We start from the raw sequence: 18026 nt of genomic DNA on the forward strand, positions 1-18026 counted from the left end.
ATAACATATAATGCTCACCGCTGCCAGTGACAATAATTAACGCTCAGCAGTGTGAAAAATAGGTACTTTTATTCTTTGACCCGGTTGAAGTACTGTGTTGTCAAGGTTGTTATATTTTTGAATGATATCAATATATTTGCGTAGATCCATTTTATTGTTATCATACCGGTCGGCAATTTTCCATAAGGAATCACCATTTTTTACTACTACAGTTAAAACTTCCAATGGCTCCTGGGCTTCGATGGCTTTGGGTTTAAATATAAAACCACTTAATAATAAGCCGATTAATGTAATAATGCAAAAGATCAACAAGTTATTGTTTCGTTTCCTCTCTTTCACTCTTATCACTCCAAACATATGTTCTAACTATACTATAGAAGAACACATGTTTGGTGTCAATAGTTTTTGTAATATTTTTAAAGTAAAGATCGAACGGATGTTTGTGATTGCTTGATATTATGTTATAATGATACTGATAAATTGTACGGGAGGAATGTCCTGTGTATGAGGATTTGACAGACCGTCAAGTTGCCATTATAAACTATATAAAAAAGGAAATTAAAGCAAAAGGTTATCCCCCTTCTGTACGGGAAATCGGTGAGGCAGTAGGTCTTAGTTCAAGCTCTACGGTACATAATCACCTTAATCAGCTTGAAAGCAGGGGTTATATCAAAAGGGACCCTACTAAACCCCGGGCTATTGAGGTAATAGATCATAACCTGAGGCCCAATAAAGAAATGGTAAATGTACCCATTGTCGGCCGTGTTACGGCTGGCTCTCCCATTTTGGCGGTGGAAAACATTGAAGACACCTTTCCCCTTCCTCTGGATTTTATTAAGTCTGAGGATGTCTTTATTTTAAATGTTAAAGGGGATAGTATGATTGAAGCCGGAATTCAGGACGGTGACCTGGTTATCGTTAAAAAACAAAACACGGCTAGAAACGGGGACATCGTTGTAGCTCTTTTAGATGACGAGGCTACCGTAAAAAGGTTCTATAAGGAAAATAGCCATATACGCCTGCAGCCGGAAAACAGTAATTATGAACCCATCATTACCAAAGATGTTTTAATTTTAGGTAAGGTTATTGCCTTGCTGCGTAAATATTAAAAAGCGCATTTTCAAAATGCGCTTTTTAATATTTACGCTTGTTTTTTATTAAATTTGTTCTGCATCCAGTATTGGTATTGTGGAGGATGCTTTTGGCATCAGAATAATTTTCGGTTTTTTTGGCAGGTACTGTCTGGCTGTCGATAAAGCCTCGTCGAGGGAAGTAACTCTCTCCACCATCATAAGTTTTGCCATCTCATCTGTTATGCCTTCTGAGATGAGAATAACTTTGGCTTTGGCCAGGGAACGTGCCCAGAGAAAGGCTTTATGGGCTCCCATTTGAAATTCAGATTGGGCGAAACGTTCTAGTACTTCCTGGGGTGTATGGCTTAAAGCCATGGTTTCCTCAAAACGCTCCTCCCCTACTCCCTCTTTACACTGGGCTGATAATATAATGACCCCTCCCTCTTTTACGACAAGGGCTGCATGGGCTAGAGCTTTTTGGGCCTGATAAAGATTGATATCTTTAGGATAACCGCCGGGAGACGCTACAACTAAATCAGCGGCTTCGGGAACTTGCACCTGGCAGATTTCTTGAGCTAGTTTTATTCCTTCAGCATGGGCTTTACGGAAGTCTCCGGCCACAGCTTTGACAATCTTCTTTTCGTTGTTCAGGATGACATTGACGATAAAATCTATGCCAACGATTTCCCCTACTTCGTCTATGTCTGCCCGGGCGGGGTTGCCGTCTACTACGCCCAGGCGGCAAGTGGGCTGGGTTAGCATGGAGTGGTTAGCCTGGATCAGTTTTTCTCCTCCCAGGCCAATAGCCAGAGCTTTTGCGCCCCCGCTGATACCCACGATTTGATGGGGGTCAATCATGCCCACCAGGATCCTGGCATCAGCTTCTTGATAATGCTTATTAATCCAGATGGGAGTGCCCCGTGAGGTTTGGCCCAAGTAGACTAATTGAGACTGGTCTGTAGCATCGTGGGAAATCACGGTAAGTTTTTGAGCGGTTTCCTCCCCTAACAGGGCAGGGAATTCTTCAGGGGGAGCAGGTCGGTGCAAACCGGTGCCGATTAACACGGTAATCTTCTCATAAGATATTCCTATTCCAGCTAATGCCTCCAGTAAGGGAGGGAATATTTCTCTGTTCGGCACTGGTCGTGTTGAGTCGCTGGTTACGATGACTACTTTTTTGGTACCCTTTAAGTCTTCAATGTTTTTCCCCATAGCGTTGGCAATGGCTTTCGCCACTTCAGCTTGCCCATTGGCAGGAGCCGGCACATCCTTGGGATGGACGGAAAGAAAATAGGGATACTGGTCTGAGGGCCAGGTAAAATGGGTTTTGCCATAGGGTATGGTAGGGTTATGCATTATAGGCCTCCTTTAGGAAAATGGTAAGAGCAAAGTCCTTGACTTAAGTGGTCAAGGACTTTGACATCTTCTCTAATTTAACGCTAATTTAAAGGGCACTAATAAAAGGTTATTTGAGACCGTACTTTTCGATGACTGACTTGGCGTTAGCGGTATATTCTTTAACGTATTTTTCAAATTCTTCACCGGAGAGGTAAGCAGCGGGCTGACCTATTTTCTCCATTTCTTTCAGGTATTCGGGATCATTACAAATCTTTTGGAATCCTTCACGTAGTTTTTGCAGAACCTCAGGTTTAATATTCTTAGGAGCGGCAAAACCCCGGCGGATATCGGCCTTAAAGTTAACATTCATTTCCTTAAAGGTAGGAACATCTTTAATCCAGGGATGTCTTTGATCATCGGCCAAGGCTAAAATTTTGAAGTTATTAAGATCACGCATAACGTCGTTTAAGTTACCGAGCATAGCGTCTACGTGGCCACCTAAAAGGGCAACGTTTTGATCTGCGGCGCCTTTGAAGATAACAGGGTTAACCTTTATTTTTAACTCATCAGCTAACTGGAAAATACCAACATGGTGAGCGGTGAAAGGACCAACGATACCAACATTCATTTTTCCATCTTTTTTCTTAGCCTCAGCAATGAAATCATTCAAATTATTAATGGGGCTGTCTTTTTTCACGGCAAGTAGCAAGGGATCTTTCACAACTTGGGCAATATAGGCGAAATCCTCAGTTTTAAAGGTGGCCTGAGAACTTAGAGCCTGGAAAACAATGTGAGGAACGTTAATGCCGCCAATTGTATAACCATCGGGATTTGCTTTTGCAATTTCGGTGAAGCCGACTTGGCCTCCTGCACCTACTTTATAGTCAAAAACGAGGGGTTGGTTATTGAATTCTTTCTTCCAGAACTTTTCTACAACACGGGCTTGAACGTCGCTGGAACCACCGGCAGTAAAAGCAATAATCATGTTAACCGGCTTGCTTGGGTAAACAGCTTTAGAGTCTTTGCTCGCGCAACCTGTCAGGGTAAAGAGTAAAGCGGTAATTAAGACGATACCGACTAAGAGATTAAATTTTTTCCTCACAATTATCCCTCCCGATTTTAATAGATAGTGGTTAATTGGCGATTTGAAAGAGAATTAATACCCTTGTCACCACCTCACTTTCATATTAAAGCAGGAAGGTTACTCCGATTCTACCATCATTTGGGCTGCTTTCTTGGGATCGCTGTATCTGGTATAAATCGAGAAACCTGCCAATAACAAAGCGATTACAATCAGAGCCAAAGAAATAGGACGTGACAGGAAAATCAAGGGATTACCCTGGGACATACTGAGGGATTGCTTTAATGAGGTTTCAAACATGTCTGCCAGGATGAGACATAAGATTAAGGGACTGGCAGGAAAATCAGTCTTTTTCATGATCCAGCCAATTAAACCAAAGACTAGGGCGATACCCACGTCAAAGAGTTTAAATCGTACACTGTAGGCCCCCAAAAAGGAGAAGACGAGAACCATGGGTGCTAAGATAGGATAGGGAACCTTACAAAGTTTGGCCCACAAACCCACCAGGGGAAGGTTGAGGATCAGAAGAATGACGTTTCCTACATACATGGAGGCGATAACTGCCCAGACAAAATCACCGTGTTTTTCAAAGAGAGTTGGACCCGGTTGTAAACCATACATCATCAGACCCCCTAATAATACTGCCAGGGCAGGACCAGAAGGTATGCCGAAAGCCATTAGTGGTACAAAGCCACCGCTGGTGGTAGCATTGTTAGCCCCTTCCGGGGCGACTACACCCAGTATTTCGCCAGTTCCGAATTTCTCCGGGTTCTTGGAGATACGTTTTTCAGTATCATAAGCTACGAAAGAAGTGACTCCCGGGCTGCAGCCAGGCAAAAGACCCATAAAGAAACCAATTACGGTGGAGCGCAGCATAGCGGGCAGTGTGTAGATGAGATCGCTCAGCTTAGGCCATAGTCCGGTAAGTTTTGTCTGGTATACGTCTACTGCATTCTCTTCTACGTTGGATAGTATCTCCGTTACGGCAAAGAGGCCTATGATCACACTGATGAAGTCTATGCCCGACATTAAATTTAGATTGCCAAAGGAAAACCTGTTAACACCCGTCATAGGATCCATACCTATCGAGGCGATTAAGAAACCAACAAAGCCTGAGATGAGTCCTTTTAAAAGGGATCTTCCCGAAAGGTTAACGACAACGCTAAGGGCCAAAACCATGAGTGCAAAGTATTCCGGGGGGCCAAACTGTAAGGCCATTTTGGCCAGGTTAGGTGCAAAGAAGGTCAAGCCTAATAAACTTAATGTTCCAGCCACAAAGGAAGAGATGGCTGCCATGGATAAGGCTAAACCAGCCTTCCCCTGACGGGCTAATTTGTAACCATCCAGGGCTGTTGGTACAGAGGAAACTTCCCCGGGAATGTTTACCAGGATAGCGGTGGTGGAACCTCCATACATGGCTCCGTAATAGAGCCCTGCCAGCATAATAATGGCGGCTGTGGGTTCCAGGATTGTGGTTAAGGGTAAAAGCATGGCTATACCGGAGGTTGGCCCTATACCCGGCAGTACACCGATGAGCGTGCCAAGCAAACAACCGATAAAACCAAATAAGAGATTTTGGGGAGCCAGGGCTATAGCAAAACCATTCATCAACTGAGATAAAGTTTCTAACATAGAATCACCTCACATTAATCCGCTAAAAACCCAGAAAACCTGTGGGCAGAGGCATGCTTAAAAAGTTCCGGAAAACTTGCACGGAAACAACTGCCACAACAATACCCAGCAGACTGCATTTCCACAGTGCATAATTACCCAATCTCTTACTTAAAAAAGTTACAAGGAATATGGTGGCGATACCAAATCCGAGATATTCCATAAAAATCATGTACAAAATTAGTGTTAAGAAGATAACGCCTACACTCATCAATTCTTGACGGCTGAGGATGATTTGCCCACTGGCATATTTATCGATATTAAGAAGATTGGTGATGAGAAGTAAAGATGAAAGAAAGGCAAGACACAGTGCTAACCAGAATGGAACTACCCCAGGTCCTAGTCCGGCCCCAGGTATGGAAGCCGGTAGTTTTTTGGCCTGATAAATAATAAAGATAGATAAAGCTAAGAGTGTAGAGGCAACGATAATATTAGCCTTACGCAAATATATACCCCCTCTGTTTTGTAATCCGCAGACAATTGTGCAATAATTCACATGTGAAATAAAAATAAACTAACAAAAATCACGTTTTGTTCATATTGATAAAACCAGTAGATTCATTAACTTTACGAATATCCTCCGCTACCGATTCCAAATGATAATACATTGCCTGACGAGCCTCGTCGCTGTCACGGGAAGATATGGCATCTACAATTTTTTGGTGGTCATCCAAAGATTTCTTCCCCCTTCCTGGTATCAAAAAGGCTCGTGTTCGTGTTTCTTCGATTAAGTCCAGGAGGTTTTGCATAACACGTACCAGTACTTTATTTCCGGAAGCTTCGGCCAAGGCATTATGAAAATTTGTATCGTGCTCAGTAAGAATGGCAATACTGTTGTTTGGATTTTCTGAAATTTTTTGTCTGGTTTCGGCAATGATTTGCTTGAGCTGCTGCAACTGTTGTTCAGATGCCCTTCTCACGGCCCAGACAACGGCTTGCGTCTCCAGAACTTTACGCAGATCATATAAGTCTTCAAGGCTGTAGTCTTCGGTAAAGACGCGGTTAGAGAGAACTTTATAGATATCCGGCTGAGGCTGTTCCGCCACAAAGATACCCTGCCCCTGTTTGATGGTGACCACACCTGAGGCAGCCAGAATTTTTAAAGCTTCGCGCAAAGATGTCCTACTGACGCCCAGATGCTCTGCCAGCGTGCGTTCCGAAGGAAGCTTATCACCGGGTTTTAACTTACCGCGCAGGATGGAAGATTGGATTTCTTTTACGATTTTTTCGTGTATGCTTACGGGGTCTTTCGGTATGGGTTTAAACAAAATAACACACCTCTCTAATGAGAGTTTGTGGGAAGGGGCCTGGGTTCAGGCCCCTATTCTTATGAAATGATTAGATGCTAAGTCCTATTCTGTGGATAGCAAAACCGGTGTTTTCTTTGAGAATTTCACACTTGGTGAGTTTGCCGTTCAGTACTTCCACTACTTCGTTGAAGATCATGTCGCCGGCTTCTTCGATAGAAACCTTGCCTGCCAAGATGCCGCTTAAGTCTAAGTCTACGGTATCGCTCATCCGGTTCCAGGAATTGATGTTACCGGTAATCTTAATGGTGGGCATCAATGGATGGTTGATGGTATGGCCGCCGCCTGTGGAGAAGACCAGGAGCTGGGAACCGGCTGCAGCTATAGCGGTGATGGATTCGGAACCGTGACCGGGTGTGTACATCAGGTAAAGACCTGGATCTTTCTTAGGCTTCTCTAAGATCCAGAGAACATCCTGGATGGGCTGGGAACCACCTTTCTTGGCGCCGCCCAAGGACTTCTCTTCAATGGTGCTGATTCCGCCCACGATGTTGTCACCGGTAGGTTGAGAACCGCGGATGTCTTCACCGGTAGCCAGGATTCTCTCTTCATATTGCTTAATATAGTCAAGGAATTTTTGTGCTACTTCCGGTGTAACACAACGGGCAGTGAGCCAATCCTCCGCACCCATTAATTCGGGGAACTCCGCCAGGATGGAACGACCGCCTTCCCGGTAAATTCTATCGGAACAGGCACCAAGGGCCACGTTGGAGGATAGTCCGGAAGTAGTATCAGAGGTCCCGCAGTTTAAGCCAAACAAGAGTTCGGAAATGTCTGCTTCTTCTCTGCGCTGTTTGGAGATTTCCCGCATGAGATACATGGCTTTTCTTGTAGCCTGAGCGGTGGCTTCAATAGCGCCATTGGCTTCACGAATGTTGACGATTTCCACAGGTTTGCCGGTCTTGGCAATTTCGTGGGCAATTTCTTCAGAAGTACAGCCTTCTTCTCTAAAATGGTCAATAACCACTACTGCCCCTACGTTGGGGTTTTGGCCCATACCAACCAGTGTCCAGAAAGTTTGTCTCAGGTCAGACTTGGTCTGGCAGCGCCCTAAGTGGTGAGTGATAGGTACAGCACCAGTGATGGTGTTGGCCACCCTTTCGCAAACGCTGTTGGCATAGATGGTGCCGGAGAGGATTAGAAGATGGTTGCGGCAACCTACGTCGCCGTTTGGACGTCTATATCCCCAGAATTTAGTTCCCATTATTTGCACTCCCCTTTCTTTGCTGCGGCGGCTAGGTCACCACGGCCGCGATTGGGTTCAATGTTGTGGACGTGGACATGGTCGCCCACAGCAATATCTGTCATGGCAGTACCAATGCTCAAACCGTATTTAAAAACGGTTTCCCCTTTTTTAATGGGTTTGATGGCAACTTTATGGCCGTAGGGGATGTCAGCATTTACTTTGATTTGCAGTTCCTGGCCGGCGACTGAGACGGGAATGGTCATACCAGCTTTAATCTCAGTGCTGAGGATAGTTGCGACATTGTCTTTTACTTCGTCAACTACCCACGAAATTTTTGTGGACATACTAGTTACCTCCTTATAAATTATTATTAATATTTACAGTTCTTAGAACGGAACAAGGTTTTGTGTTCTTGATCCGTTGTCATGCTTTTAGGGGAAAACAATCAAACACAATTAAGTTTGAAATAGATTTCACTAGTCATCTATAAGCCGTTATTTCAAACTTAACTTTGTTCTACTGCTTTCCTGCCCAGCTTAACAATCTCTAAGAACTGGAATGTTGGTTAGTGGTCATACCACTTTGCTATACATATTCTTTATAAAATTTAAAATACCTGCTTCTATAATGAATTTTTTACTAAATATTTTTTCACTTGGTCTGTGGTAATACCAGTTTACAAAAAGCAACAGGTCAACCTGCAAGTTGACCTGTTCTTAAATTCTTCTATTCTAGATAAGTTCCAATTCTTTAGCTAAGTCTGCACTGATTTTTATTCCTTCTTTACTTCTACGCAAGGTTTCTTTGTACCTTCTTTCACCAGGGATAAGGATCTCATGATGCCCGTAGGCTAAGGGCTGTTCTTTAATTTCTTCAATCATGTGGAGTAATCGTTCTTTAAAAATTTCTTTTGCTAAAAAGGAGTCGATGTTAATAGCGCCGATTAGATGACCGATATTAGCTTTACTCTCAAGATCTGTTACGGGTGGTATGTTTACACCTATCTCTGCACCGCTTAAAAGGGCAGACAGTATTTCTATGGCTAAAGCCAGGGCATATCCTTTAGCACCCGCCATGGGAAGAACTGCTCCAGCCAGAGCTGCATGAGGGTCATCCGTAGGTTTCCCTTCCTCATCCAGAGCCCAACCGAGGGGAATCTTTTCCCCTTTTTTTGCTGCCAGGATAATGTTGCCGCGGGCTGTAATACTCGTGGCCATGTCAATAATCACGGGAAATTCACCCGCCGTGGGAAAACCAAAAGAAATGGGATTAGTGCCGAAATAGGCTTTTTTACTCCCCCAGGGTGGTATTCCCGGCGGTGAATTAGTAAAAGCCATGCCTATAAAGTCTTGTTTGGCGGCCATTTGACAGTAGTAAGAAGCCGCCCCGAAATGGTTGCTGTTTCGGACAGAAACGAGACCCACACTTGAAGTTTTAGCTAAATCCATAGCCATTTCCATAGCTCTGTGACTTACCACTTGACCTAAACCATTGTCCCCGTCCAGTACAATGCTGGCAGGGTTTTGCTTAACAACGGAAATGTTAGGACGGGGATTAATCGTCCCCAAATTAATCTTCTTTAAGTAACTGGGAATACGGCTGATCCCATGGGTTTTTACACCCTCTAACTCGGCCTGGACCAGGATGCGGGAAACGATAAGGGCATCTTCCTCCGGTACTCCGTGTTTTACAAAAAGAGACTGGCAGTGCTTCAGAAGCTGTTCTTCTGTGTAAACAATTTCTTTGGACATGTTCTCTACTCCTCATAAGTTGTTATATTTCTCTTTTTATCGGCGAAACGCTCTACAGCTAATCTAACCAACTCGTCAACAAGTTCGGTAATGGGCAGGCCGGAGTACTCCCATAACTTAGGATACATACTTATAGTAGTAAAACCCGGCATGGTATTGATTTCATTGATGAGAATTTCATTAGTGTCTTTGGTAAGGAAGAAATCTACCCGGGAAAGTCCGGCACAATCCAAAGCCTTAAAGGCCGCTACAGCCAGTTCTTGTAATCTTTTTACCGCTTCTTCCGGTACGGAAGCAGGAATATAAAGGGCTGAGCGGTCATCAATATATTTAGCTCTATAATCATAGAATTCGTTACAGGGTACTATTTCACCGGGCAGGGAGGCCCTTGGTTGGTCATTGCCTAAAACGCTTACTTCCAGTTCACGGACGGAAAGGCCTTTCTCCACAATGACTTTTCTGTCATAGCGGGCGGCTTTTTTGAGGGCTTCTTCCAGTTGGCCCCTATTTACTGCCTTAGAAATTCCCACACTGGAGCCCAGGTTGGCAGGTTTGACAAAACAGGGATAACCCAGTTTCTCTTCTATTTCTGTTATTATTTTATCAATATGATTATCAATAAGTGTTCTCAAAAAGTATAGATAGGGTACTTGGGGTAAACCCGCCTCGGCAAAGATTTTTTTCATAAAGATTTTATCCATGCCTACCGATGAGGACAGTACACCAGCACCTACATAGGGTACTTGGGCCAAATCCAACAATCCTTGAATGGTACCATCTTCTCCGAAGGTACCATGTAATACGGGGAAGAATACTTCGGCCTGGTGGACAGGTTTAAGACCGGGTAGTTGATAAATAGTACCTCCGCTGGCAGGATGGGGAAGGATCGTTATTTTTTTATCCGCGTAATGTTCCGGTACAAATTGTTTTATGTCCTCTAGAGGTACGGGGCCATACCACTCACCTTCTTTGGAAATACCAATGGCAAAGACGTCATATTTATCACTTAAAGCCTTAGCCACAGAGTAAGCGGAATTACGTGAAACTTCATGTTCGCCGGAACGTCCGCCAAAGAGGAGGGCAACTTTCACTTTTTTCATGGCTAACCCACCTTTACTTTTTATTTAACATCATTTTATGCTCCCCGGCAAAAAGTATTGATATTATCTACAGCTCTATTTTTCACTCTTAAAAAACCCGTAAAGCAAACCAGACCGTAATAAACAAAGCTAAGATAAACTTAGTCATGTTACCCAGTAAAGTACCGATCATGGAACCAAAGCCCACTTTGGCTGCCTGGGGAAGGGCTTTGCCGAAGAGGAGTTCACCTAGTACACCACCCAGGAAGGGGCCCAGGAGCAACCCAAGGGGTCCGAGGGATAAAAGGCCGGCAATGCCTCCCAGTAAAGCTCCCCACACTCCGGCTTTTGTCGCACCTAGTTTTTTGGCTACATAAGGACCGGAGATGTATTCAAGGATAAGTCCCAGTACGGTAAGTACGATGCTTATAGTGACAAACCAGGTGTCAATTTTGACAAAACCTTCTCGCCAGCCGTAGACAAGAGCTACGAGGGTTACCAGGGGCAGCCCGGGCAAAATGGGAAACAAAGTTCCCAGGGTCCCTAATGCCATTAAAGCCAGGGCCAACCATGTCCACAAGGGTTCCATCAGCAACGCTCCTTTTAGGTATGGAGTATTTCCTGTGCTGCCAGCACCAGGCCTATTTTTATATGGGCAAGATTTAAACCGCCCTGCAGGTAGATATTGAAAGGCGGGCGGATAGGGCCGTCGGCACTTAGTTCGATGGATGAACCCTGGATAAAGGTACCACCGGCCATGATAACTTCGTTCGTATAACCGGGTAAAAGGGCGGGTTCTGGTCTGGCGGAAGAGTCTACGGGAGAAGCCTTCTGTAAGCCGCGGCAAAAGGCAATCATTTTTTCTTTACTGCCTAGCTGGATGGCCTGAATAATATCAGTACGTTTCTCCTTTGCTGAAGGATTGACAGTATAACCCAGGAGTTCAAAAAATTTGGCTGCCAGAACAGCACCTTTGACGGCCTCTCCCACGATGTGAGGTGCCATGAATAAACCTTGAAAAGCGGTATGGTTAAAGTTAAGACTCGCACCGACACCAAGGCCTATACCGGGTGCCGATAAACGTGTAGCACTGTTATTGATAAGAGTTTCTTTGCCCACCAGGTATCCTCCCGTTAAAGCCAAGCCGCCGCCGGGATTTTTAATCAGTGAACCTGCCACCAGGTCGGCTCCAATTTCAATGGGCTCCCGGGTTTCTACAAATTCACCGTAACAATTGTCAACGAAACAGATTACCTGGGGAAAACGGGCTTTGATGGTACAAATCGCACTCTCTAAGGTTTCAATAGCGAAAGAAGGACGCCAGTCATATCCCCTGGAACGTTGAAACAGGAGGATTTTCGTGCGCTCGGTAATATGCCTGAACAATGTTTCCAGGTCTATTTTATTATCTGGAGTGAGGGGGATTTCCGTATATTCTACACCATTATGGATGAGAGAACCATACTCTCCATGCAAGCCAATGACTTTTAACAGGGTATCATAGGGTCTGCCGGTAACGGCAATAATTTCATCACCTCTTTGCAGGTTGCCCAGTAACCCTATGGCAATGGCATGGGTACCTGAGACGATTTGGACCCGGACAAGGGCCTTTTCGGCCCGGAAAAGAGAGGCAAAAACATCTTCCAGGGTATCACGTCCACTGTCCCCATACCCGTAGCCGGTAGAACCGTGAAAATGAAAATCACTCACATTATTGGCCTGAAAGGCTCTTAATACTTTGAGTTGGTTCATTTGAGCTGTTTCTGTGATAGCTTCAAAATACGGTTGACATGCGCTATAGGCCTCTTCCAAAGCTTTTAGGATGTGATCGTCAATATGATAATCCTCTTTCAAGGATTGAGAGAAACTGGACATAATTTACTCCTTCTGCCATATATAGTGCTGTAATTTATTTAACCAGGGTTGTGAAAGATAGGCATCGCATAGGATACCCTCCGCCACATATTCTGTTTGAATGACTTCTCCTTCATGATATAGGGTGTTGAGCAGGGCGGTTTGGTTAAAAGGTATTAATAATCTTACTTGCAGGGGTTTGTTGGGTAAGTGAGCATTAATTAACTCCAGGAGCTCAGGGAGATTGGTCCCTTTTAAAGCTGAAATGGGGATAACTGCTTCATACTTCCCCGCTACCGGCAATACCTCTAAGGGGTCTTTTACCAGATCCCACTTGTTTAAAACAAGGATGGTGGGCTTCGTAAGGACCTTTAATTCCTCCAAGACACGGTTAACCGCCGTAATTTGTCCTTCATAAGAGGGATGACTGGCATCTACCACGTGCAAAAGCAGGTCTGCATGAACAACCTCTTCCAGGGTAGCACGGAAAGCAGCTACCAGTTGGTGAGGAAGTTTGTTGATAAAGCCAACGGTATCGGTTAACAACACTTCTCGCTGTTTCAACTGGAGCCGGCGGGTGGTGGGGTCTAAAGTAGCAAATAGTTTGTTTTCCGCCAGCACGTTGGCCTGGGTCAGGGCGTTTAACAAGGTGGATTTGCCTGCATTGGTATAACCTACCAGGGCTACTACAGGTATTTGGGTATGTTCACGCTGCTGTCGCAGGATACCTCTTTGTTTTTTTATTTCTTCTATCTCTTTTTGCAGGTCGCGAATGCGTAAACGAATTCTTCTCCTGTCCGTTTCCAGCTTGGTTTCACCGGGGCCTCTGGTACCGATTCCCCCTCCCAAACGGGATAGGCTGGTACCCTGACCCGTTAAACGAGGAAGCATATAGTTCAACTGGGCTAACTCCACCTGGAGCTTTCCTTCTTTGGTTTTGGCCCTGTCGGCAAAAATTTGTAAGATCAGGGCAGTCCGGTCAATCACGCGGGAGCCCAGGGATTCTTCCAGGTTATTTTGCTGCCTGGGTGATAGTTCGTCATCAAAGATAATGACATCAAGCTTGTGCTGCTGCCGGAGCAAAGCCAGTTCCTTTACTTTTCCCGTTCCGATATATAAAGCGGGATCGGGCTTATCCCTGGAGAGAAGGATTTTACCGGTTATTTCCGCACCTGCGGTCTTGGCCAGTTCTTCCAACTCAACCAGTGATTCTTCGGGAGACAGTAAACCGGTATCTTGTTTTTTTAGACCCACCAGGAGAACCCTTTCCTGCTCCTGCTTCACCAGATAAGCGGGAGGTTTAGAAATGGCTTTATCAATTTCCTGCAAGATCTCAGTAAAAGGGAATTTGTCTATTTGCTCAAGACTGAAAGGCCCATAGACTTTAAAGCTTTCCAGATTGGGCTCAAGAAAAGCAACGTTAATGGAGGTAACTTTGTCTTCACTTATGCCAATGGCTACCATGGCGTCAAGACGAAACTCCCGTAAACTGGTCAAGTCAGGTTCACTTAAAGTGCTGTCGCCGCTGGGATGGGTATGTATACATCTCAGACCCGAGAGGCGGTCTTCTCCCCGGCGGAGATTTTCTTTAATTAAAGGCGTGGTTTTATCATCACCTATCATGACATGCAGCACATAGCCGTGACGGTCAAGATAAACACCTATCTCCCGGTTGATTTTAAAGGTGAGAAAGGCCAATTGTTCCGCCAGTTCCGGACTTACCAGGAGGTCTTTGGGAAAAGTTGTTTCCGCCAGTTTCTCCAGTTGCAGCATTACATCTTTACGAATGTTTGTTGTATTGCCATAAAGAGCCACCTGTTACTCCTCCCTTTTTAGCCCTGGCACGGAAAAACACTCCTTAAAAGGAGTGTCAGCTTTGCACAAATTATAGCATACGGGAGGGGTAATTTCCAGTTATTTCGCTTTTTAAGGAATTACCCCAAGAAAGACACCTAACCAAATGACAAAGAAAAAAACAAGCAAAAGAGTACGGTGAAGCAAGCGGGGGTTTTTGGAAAACAGCCTGGGTAAACTTAAAATGAAACTTAAACCCGCCATTAAAACCAGGGCCGGGTAATTTTCCGTGAACAGTGAAACAAGGGATAAAAAAGCCAAAAATAAGACAGTAAAATAAAACAAGTAGTTTTTCTTCTTCTCTCTTTTTGTGCGTCTGCTGGGTAAACTCACATAATCCCCCTCCTCATCCCTAGTATTACACAACAAACCAGGTAATAAATCATCGGGAGGTATAGTGAGAAAGATATTATAAGCTTTCTGCAGCCAACTTGATGTCACTGGCGATGATGAAAATTAACTCTTCCCTGGAGAGGCTGCTTTCCCCCACTAAACGAACAGCCTGCTGGCGCAGGGCTTTTTCTATAAAATTCCGGACCAGGCGCGCATTGCCGCTGTGTTCATGGGATTTGGCCAATTTTTCGGTCAGTAATCGCTCCAGCTCGTTTTTCCCGTCTTCACTGAGTTTATACTGTCTTTTTGTTAACATTTGCTCAGCAATGGCCAGGAGTTCCCGGATGTTATAATCAGGAAAATCAATATGGATGGGAAAACGGGACCTTAGCCCGGGGTTAGTTTCCAAAAACCAGTTCATTTCCTGCTTGTAGCCGGCCAGGATGAGAATGAGATTGTCTTTATTGTCCTCCATGGTCTTCACCATAGTGTCGATGGCTTCTTTGCCAAAATCCTTTTCTCCTCCGCGGGCCAGTGAGTATGCCTCGTCAATGAAGAGGATACCGCCCAGGGCCCTTTTAAGCTGTTCCCGCGTTTTTAAAGCAGTATGTCCAATATATTCTCCCACCAGGTCCGCCCGTTCCACTTCGATAACGTGTCCTTTCTGCAAGATACCCATTTCTTTAAAAAGGCGCCCCACGATTCTGGCCACCGTTGTTTTACCTGTTCCGGGATTGCCGCGAAAAATCATATGGAGAACCAGGGGTTCAGTGATTAAATTTTCTTTCGCTCTTCTTTTTTGAATTTCCACAAAAGCCTGTATTTCCATGATCAACTTTTTAACAGAATCAAGGCCTACCAGAGAATCCAGTTCCTGCAAAATCCCTTCTACTCTTTTACGCCTTGTCAGTTCAACTTCACTGACGGGGGGTGTTTTTTCCAATTGTTTGAACATATTAAGATTGGAAAGCTTCACCGTGGCCTTGGCAGGTTTTGTAACAATTAGTTCGGGGGGTTCGTTTTTCTTTTGGGGATGAAAAGATAATTTCATGGCCAAAAACTATCACCTCCATGCTGCGAAATCTATTACAAATTATGCATTTTCGGCGGAATGGTGCCTGGAATAGTGGAGCGTGCCCACCTCTAAGTAAAAAGTCCCCGGAATGGGGACTTTCGTGTTAGGCTGGTAGTGCCCACATCACTGGCACTCTGGGTCGTATTAATCTCCCGCCGGTAAACCTGGTGCACATGTTCCATGATGCACTCCTCCATGGCTAGCCATTCTCTCCGGTTATTCCGGTTTTGAATAAATAAAATTTTAGTGATAATCCGGAAGAAGTCGTAACGCGAAGGGAACCCAAGATTTCAGCTTTCGAATTTTTAGGGACTTTTAAATAGAGCTTAACGCTCTTCCATCATAGATATAACGTTGCTTTAGCTCCTTGATCATTCCAATGACATGAAATCCTTTATTCATCAAAATCTGAAGAAGTGGAGAATGGGTAAACCAACTATACCCCAATGTCCTTTTACAGTGAAAAGCTTACTCTCTGTAATCTTAGATTAAGATTTGTGTTTATCTATTCCTTCTTTGACCTTTTTCCTTACATTCTCTGTAAATCGAAAGCCATTTTGCTCTAGTTTGTTAAAAGTATCATCTATATCCGAAATTAGTCCCTTCATTGCAGCAAGACCCAAAATGCCGACAGTTCCCATGATTTTAATTTCTGAATTTCTTCAACTCCTCGGGCTTTCTTCTCGTCTAATAAGAGGTAATCTGCCTCAAGCTCTTTGCAAGAGCAACAGCCTCGGCTTCTTCGCGATCAAGGTCCATTTGGAGTGTCGAAACAGCAAGGCGATTTTGCACCTCTTCTTTTATAATCCATGAAGCTTTTGCAATCTCCTCAATACCAGGACGACCTGCTTTTTACAAGATCACCTCGTCGTATACGGCATTAGGTATCATTATGGTGCCGAATATACTGTGTAGAAGTTTAATTCATTGATGCGGGATAGGGCAATGAGAGGCGTTGAGTCAGACACTACCTTCATTTTGCAGAAACTCCTTAACCATGGTTAAATCTTCTTCTACCTCATCTATATCGTAGTTAAGTGGGATATTATGCTCAGCTAAGAAATCCAAGAAGTCCTGTTTGGACACCTTGGCTAGTTTGGCCGCTTTGACCAGGGATAAGCTTCCATCAGCGTAAAAGGTTGCGGCCAGCCTTTTTAAAGCCTCAGCTTCGATTAACGCTTGTGTAATAGCTTTACCCTTAAAAAATAACTCTTATAGTTTTTCACCTCAATATACAATGCTTTTGTAAGATTATACCATAGGCCTCTTTCAATCTCAATTGTTTATAGTCTTGACCATGGTATCGATTGCTTCTTTGCCGAAATCCTTTTCTCCTCCACGAGCCAAGGAGTATGTTTCGTCAATAAAAAGGACACCGCCCAGGGCCCTTTTAAGCTGTTCCCGCGTTTTTAAAGCAGTATGTCCAATATATTCTCCCACCAGGTCCGCCCCCGTTCCACCTCGATAACGTGTTCTTTCTGCAAGATACCCATTTCTTTAAAAAGGCGCCCCACGATTCTGGCCACCGTTGTTTTACCTGTTCCGGGATTGCCTTTGTGTATACAAGGGAAAACATTCTGAATATATCTAAATGTGACGGTCTCCCCGGACTTCATTCCGCCGAGACCGTTACATACATTATTTACCAGGAAATATTTTTGATCTTCTATAGTATACTTGACATCATACTTGACATCATCGGATACTCTTCTTCTCCTACTCCCCCGTTAAGAGCTGGAATCCTAGAGTGGGTAAATATGGCCCTGGTGATGGCTCGGGGTCCATATTTCGACCTAATATAATCCACAGCTTTGTCCAGTGCCCGCATTTTTACCGGGTCTTTATGTGAAAAGAGAGACAACTGCACAAAATTACAAGGTGTTAGGTCAGAGACACGAACTCCTAAATGCCGTAGGGGTTCTCCTTTCCACATTTCTTTGAATAACTGTTTTGTTATACAGTAAATCTCATCTGTGGAGTCTGTTGGTGAATTAAGTTTGCACTGGTGCGAATAATATCTAAAATTGTTATTTTTGAGCCCTACCGAGACCAGGCTGCAGCAGAAACCAGCCTCCCTCAGACGTGTTGCAACAGTTTCAGTAAGGGACAAAAGATACATATTGGCCGTCTGTATATCCTCAACGTCAAAGGGAGTTGTAGTTGAATTGCCTATCCCCTTGATGCCTATATGAGCACTACGTACTATTGAGTTTTCTATCCCATTAGCATACTGCCAGATCAACACTCCATGACTTTTAAGCCTCATTTCCAGACTTTTTACATCATATCTGGCTAAGTCGCCAATAGTCCTTATACCTAACAGGAGTTATGCAGTTGGTGGAAATAAATAGAAAATGATAACTCAAAAAATATTTAAAAACTTTATGTTAAACAAAGAAAGAACCAACCTCGCTTGCCTGCACT

General features: G+C 44.2%; 20 protein-coding genes and 2 pseudogenes. 1 reads left to right on the forward strand and 21 read right to left on the reverse strand.

The genetic code is table 11. The annotated features are described in order from the left end of the window. Window positions 1-36: 36 nt before the first annotated feature. Window positions 37-339 carry a cell division suppressor protein YneA gene (gene yneA, locus BR63_RS04395; protein ID WP_034419933.1) on the reverse strand — a complete coding sequence of 101 codons (303 nt, stop codon included), beginning with the start codon at window positions 337-339 and terminating at the stop codon, window positions 37-39. 161 nt (window positions 340-500) lie between these two features. Here yneA and lexA point away from each other — a divergent pair, with 161 nt between their 5' ends. Next, window positions 501-1109: a transcriptional repressor LexA gene (gene lexA / locus BR63_RS04400; RefSeq protein WP_034419931.1), complete on the forward strand. Its 609-nt coding sequence runs from the start codon at window positions 501-503 to the stop codon at window positions 1107-1109. Between the two features lie 48 nt (window positions 1110-1157). On the opposite strand, the gene larAH5 is transcribed toward lexA, so the two are convergent. The 20 genes and pseudogenes from larAH5 to BR63_RS04495 all read right to left on the reverse strand — a co-directional run bounded on the left by larAH5 (window position 1158) and on the right by BR63_RS04495 (window position 17844). Beyond that, on the reverse strand, window positions 1158-2429 hold the full coding sequence (larAH5, locus tag BR63_RS04405) for a nickel-dependent malate racemase, LarAH5 family (RefSeq protein ID WP_051965385.1): 1272 nt from the start codon (window positions 2427-2429) through the stop codon (window positions 1158-1160). Between the two features lie 109 nt (window positions 2430-2538). Beyond that, window positions 2539-3513 carry a tripartite tricarboxylate transporter substrate binding protein gene (locus BR63_RS04410; protein ID WP_034419930.1) on the reverse strand — a complete coding sequence of 325 codons (975 nt, stop codon included), beginning with the start codon at window positions 3511-3513 and terminating at the stop codon, window positions 2539-2541. A gap of 99 nt (window positions 3514-3612) precedes the next feature. Next, window positions 3613-5124 (reverse strand): tripartite tricarboxylate transporter permease, encoded by a 1512-nt coding sequence (locus BR63_RS04415; RefSeq protein WP_034419929.1) that lies wholly within the window; start codon window positions 5122-5124, stop codon window positions 3613-3615. A gap of 22 nt (window positions 5125-5146) precedes the next feature. Next, complete coding sequence (locus BR63_RS04420; protein ID WP_051965384.1) at window positions 5147-5608, reverse strand: tripartite tricarboxylate transporter TctB family protein; 462 nt, start codon at window positions 5606-5608, stop codon at window positions 5147-5149. A 79-nt stretch (window positions 5609-5687) separates the two neighbouring features. Further along, window positions 5688-6431, reverse strand: a complete 744-nt coding sequence (locus BR63_RS04425; RefSeq protein WP_051965383.1) for a FadR/GntR family transcriptional regulator — start codon at window positions 6429-6431, stop codon at window positions 5688-5690. A 70-nt stretch (window positions 6432-6501) separates the two neighbouring features. Next, entirely contained in the window at window positions 6502-7674 is a 1173-nt protein-coding gene (locus tag BR63_RS04430) for a UxaA family hydrolase (RefSeq protein WP_034419927.1), read from the reverse strand. Next, the gene (locus BR63_RS04435) at window positions 7674-8000 is read right to left on the reverse strand and encodes a UxaA family hydrolase (RefSeq protein WP_034419925.1); all 327 of its coding nucleotides are present in this window, start codon (window positions 7998-8000) and stop codon (window positions 7674-7676) included. The genes BR63_RS04430 and BR63_RS04435 overlap by 1 nt, the downstream gene beginning before the upstream one ends. A gap of 387 nt (window positions 8001-8387) precedes the next feature. Beyond that, window positions 8388-9407, reverse strand: coding sequence for an Ldh family oxidoreductase (locus BR63_RS04440; RefSeq protein ID WP_034419924.1), 1020 nt, complete (start codon window positions 9405-9407; stop codon window positions 8388-8390). Window positions 9408-9412: 5 nt separating this feature from the next. Beyond that, window positions 9413-10507: a D-alanine--D-alanine ligase gene (locus BR63_RS04445; RefSeq protein WP_034419923.1), complete on the reverse strand. Its 1095-nt coding sequence runs from the start codon at window positions 10505-10507 to the stop codon at window positions 9413-9415. Window positions 10508-10595: 88 nt separating this feature from the next. After that, window positions 10596-11075 (reverse strand): DUF456 domain-containing protein, encoded by a 480-nt coding sequence (locus BR63_RS04450; protein ID WP_034419922.1) that lies wholly within the window; start codon window positions 11073-11075, stop codon window positions 10596-10598. Between the two features lie 14 nt (window positions 11076-11089). Beyond that, on the reverse strand, window positions 11090-12361 hold the full coding sequence (locus BR63_RS04455) for a methionine gamma-lyase family protein (RefSeq protein WP_034419921.1): 1272 nt from the start codon (window positions 12359-12361) through the stop codon (window positions 11090-11092). A 3-nt stretch (window positions 12362-12364) separates the two neighbouring features. Next, entirely contained in the window at window positions 12365-14155 is a 1791-nt protein-coding gene (gene hflX, locus BR63_RS04460; protein ID WP_034419919.1) for a GTPase HflX, read from the reverse strand. A gap of 111 nt (window positions 14156-14266) precedes the next feature. Next, window positions 14267-14527, reverse strand: a complete 261-nt coding sequence (locus BR63_RS04465) for a hypothetical protein (RefSeq protein WP_034419917.1) — start codon at window positions 14525-14527, stop codon at window positions 14267-14269. A gap of 76 nt (window positions 14528-14603) precedes the next feature. Beyond that, window positions 14604-15584: an AAA family ATPase gene (locus BR63_RS04470; protein WP_034419915.1), complete on the reverse strand. Its 981-nt coding sequence runs from the start codon at window positions 15582-15584 to the stop codon at window positions 14604-14606. 212 nt (window positions 15585-15796) lie between these two features. Beyond that, a pseudogene (locus tag BR63_RS04475) lies at window positions 15797-16040 on the reverse strand (IS4 family transposase); the annotation flags it as partial. A gap of 50 nt (window positions 16041-16090) precedes the next feature. Continuing rightward, window positions 16091-16252, reverse strand: coding sequence for a DUF3368 domain-containing protein (locus tag BR63_RS19450; protein WP_476718257.1), 162 nt, complete (start codon window positions 16250-16252; stop codon window positions 16091-16093). A 37-nt stretch (window positions 16253-16289) separates the two neighbouring features. Beyond that, window positions 16290-16394 (reverse strand): hypothetical protein, encoded by a 105-nt coding sequence (locus tag BR63_RS20120; protein WP_476718256.1) that lies wholly within the window; start codon window positions 16392-16394, stop codon window positions 16290-16292. A gap of 168 nt (window positions 16395-16562) precedes the next feature. After that, the gene (locus tag BR63_RS04485; protein WP_081907984.1) at window positions 16563-16790 is read right to left on the reverse strand and encodes a UPF0175 family protein; all 228 of its coding nucleotides are present in this window, start codon (window positions 16788-16790) and stop codon (window positions 16563-16565) included. Between the two features lie 90 nt (window positions 16791-16880). Next, window positions 16881-17167, reverse strand: a pseudogene (locus BR63_RS04490) (AAA family ATPase); the annotation flags it as partial. A gap of 101 nt (window positions 17168-17268) precedes the next feature. Then, a complete protein-coding gene (locus tag BR63_RS04495) occupies window positions 17269-17844 on the reverse strand; it encodes a DinB/UmuC family translesion DNA polymerase (protein WP_161781847.1) in 576 nt (191 codons plus the stop codon). Between the last annotated feature and the right edge of the window lie 182 nt (window positions 17845-18026).

Source organism: Thermanaerosceptrum fracticalcis (assembly GCF_000746025.2).
In the GTDB taxonomy this organism is placed as follows: domain Bacteria; phylum Bacillota; class Peptococcia; order DRI-13; family DRI-13; genus Thermanaerosceptrum; species Thermanaerosceptrum fracticalcis.